This is a genomic window from uncultured Clostridium sp. (assembly GCF_937920395.1).
Lineage (GTDB): Bacteria > Bacillota > Clostridia > Clostridiales > Clostridiaceae > Clostridium_AD.
This window is the reverse complement of sequence record NZ_CALEVF010000326.1, coordinates 1-2194: the sequence shown is the minus strand read 5'-3', so window position 1 is coordinate 2194 and position 2194 is coordinate 1. Positions and strand designations below refer to the sequence as shown.

3 protein-coding genes are annotated in these 2194 nt (G+C 32.5%); all 3 read right to left on the bottom strand.

Annotation, left to right across the window (positions count from 1 at the left end; translation table 11 throughout):
* Positions 1 to 775, bottom strand: a 775-nt coding sequence (locus Q0649_RS20030; protein WP_298846004.1) for an extracellular solute-binding protein, incomplete at its 3' end; no start/stop codon positions are given.
* Between the two features lie 129 nt (positions 776 to 904).
* Complete coding sequence (locus Q0649_RS20025; protein WP_298846001.1) at positions 905 to 1780, bottom strand: carbohydrate ABC transporter permease; 876 nt, start codon at positions 1778 to 1780, stop codon at positions 905 to 907.
* A gap of 12 nt (positions 1781 to 1792) precedes the next feature.
* The coding region (locus tag Q0649_RS20020; RefSeq protein WP_298845997.1) for an ABC transporter permease subunit at positions 1793 to 2194 on the bottom strand (402 nt) is incomplete at its 5' end.

Below are 2194 nucleotides of genomic sequence, written 5' to 3'. Positions count from 1 at the left end.
ACCTATATCCTTCAATTGCTCCTGGTCTTAATGGGTTTGGTCTGTTAGCTCCAGTATCATAAACATAGCTTTCTTCTTTGGTCATTTTGGTAATAAAAGTATCGGCAAGCATCTGATATCCAAACTGGTCAATAACGTAAGGTACAATCTTATCTCCTACTTTTCCAGGATCCTTTTCTTTAAAAGTTTTTAGTGCAGTATAAAACTCTTGCGTAGTTTTAGGCACTGGCAAACCAACTTTATCAAGCCAATCTTTTCTTATTACAGATGACTGATTACCTACTAATATTCTTTTTGAAGGAATAGAAAACTGTTTGCCACCGACTTTTCCATAGTTAACCACATCTTTACCTAAGTATTTAACTAGATTGGGACCATACTTTGGAAGTAATTCACTTAAATCAGTTAAACCACCTTGTTTAGCATATTTATAAAATACATCTGTATCATAGGTGTAAATTATATCTGGTGCATCTCCAGAAGCCATAAGTATATTAAGTTGGTCAACTTCTTTATCTCTTGGTACTGTAACAAATTTCATGTCAATATTGTTCTTATCTCCAAAGTTCTTTTGAATATATCTAGTAGTGTCATTATTGTCTATTGGCTGTTGACCAGGTTTAGAGCCACCCCTATCAAATATTTCTACTTTCAATTGTGTTCTCTTTGCATTATTTGAAGTTTCCGCCTTTTTCCCAGAGCATCCCACTAATGATGTGAATAAAACGATTGTTGATAAACCAACACAAATACTTCTAATTCTTTTACTCTTCATTTTTATATCCCCCTTAAATGTTATATATATATACAGGTTTTCTCCCACGCTCTTTAAAATTTATACTCATTACAACTACATTTACAAAAGAGAGAGAATTCCGTGCAATCAATTATTTTTATTAAATCTTTATTCCTTTACGCCACCTATAGTAGTACCGGCAACAAAATATTTTTGTAACCATGGGTATAAGATTAAAATAGGTATTGTAGCTATAACTATGCTTGCAGACTGTATGCTTGCAGGTATTACCTGACCTGCTGCTTGAGCCCCTTCATTTCTTAGAATTTCAACACTCGATGCATTACTTATAATTTGATATAATTTTAATTGAATAGGATATAGTTTTGGATTAGTTATATAAATAAGAGCATCTTGAAATCCATTCCATCTTCCTACTGCATAAAATAAACTTAAAGTAGCAATTACCGGACCTGACAATGGAATTATTATCTTCATCAAAACTTTTATATCTGAACATCCATCCAAACGAGCAGCTTCTTCTAAGCTATCTGGTAATGATGTAAAAAATGATTTAAGTATTATTAGATTAAATGCACTTATGCAACCAGGAATTATAAGTACCCACATTGTATTAGTCAAATGAAGGGATTTCATAAGTAAATAATCTGGAATTATACCCCCACTAAAATACATGGTCACAATGATCAAAATCAGAAAAAATCCTCTTCCTCTTAATCTCTTTTTAGTTAAAGGGTATGCGGCACATATAGTTAAAATCATAGCTAACAATGTATGAATAGCTGTAATAACTACTGTATAACCTATTGAATACAAAACACTACCGCTATGAATAACTGATCTATAAGCTTCTATAGTAAACTGTTTTGGATAGAAGCTCACCTTTCCTGCTAAAATTGAAGCACTTGAACTAAATGATATAGCTACAATATATAAAAAAGGTAGCAAGGCTAAAAGTACTGATATTACTATTATTGTCATTGATATTGTATCAAAAGCTTTGTCATCTGCAGTTTTTTTCATTTTTATCCTCCTTTACCATATACCCTGCTCACCTAGCTTATCTGCAATAAACTGTGCACCAACGAGGAATACGACTCCAACCAATGATTGAAATAATCCAACAGCAGTAGCTACATTAAATCTTCCGTTGACTAGTCCTATGTTATATACGAAAGTACTAATAACATCAGAATACTGATGAACGAATGCATTTCCTAATACATAAGGTCTGTCGAATCCTATTGATGTTATTTGACCTAAGTTTAATATAAGTAAAATAACTATTGTTGATTTCATTCCAGGTAAAATTATATACCAAATCCTCTTTAATCTGTTAGCACCATCAATTTGTGCAGCCTCAAATAGTTCAGGGTTTATTCCAATTATTGCAGCTAAATATAAAATAGTTCCCCACCCAGCGCCTTGCCATATACC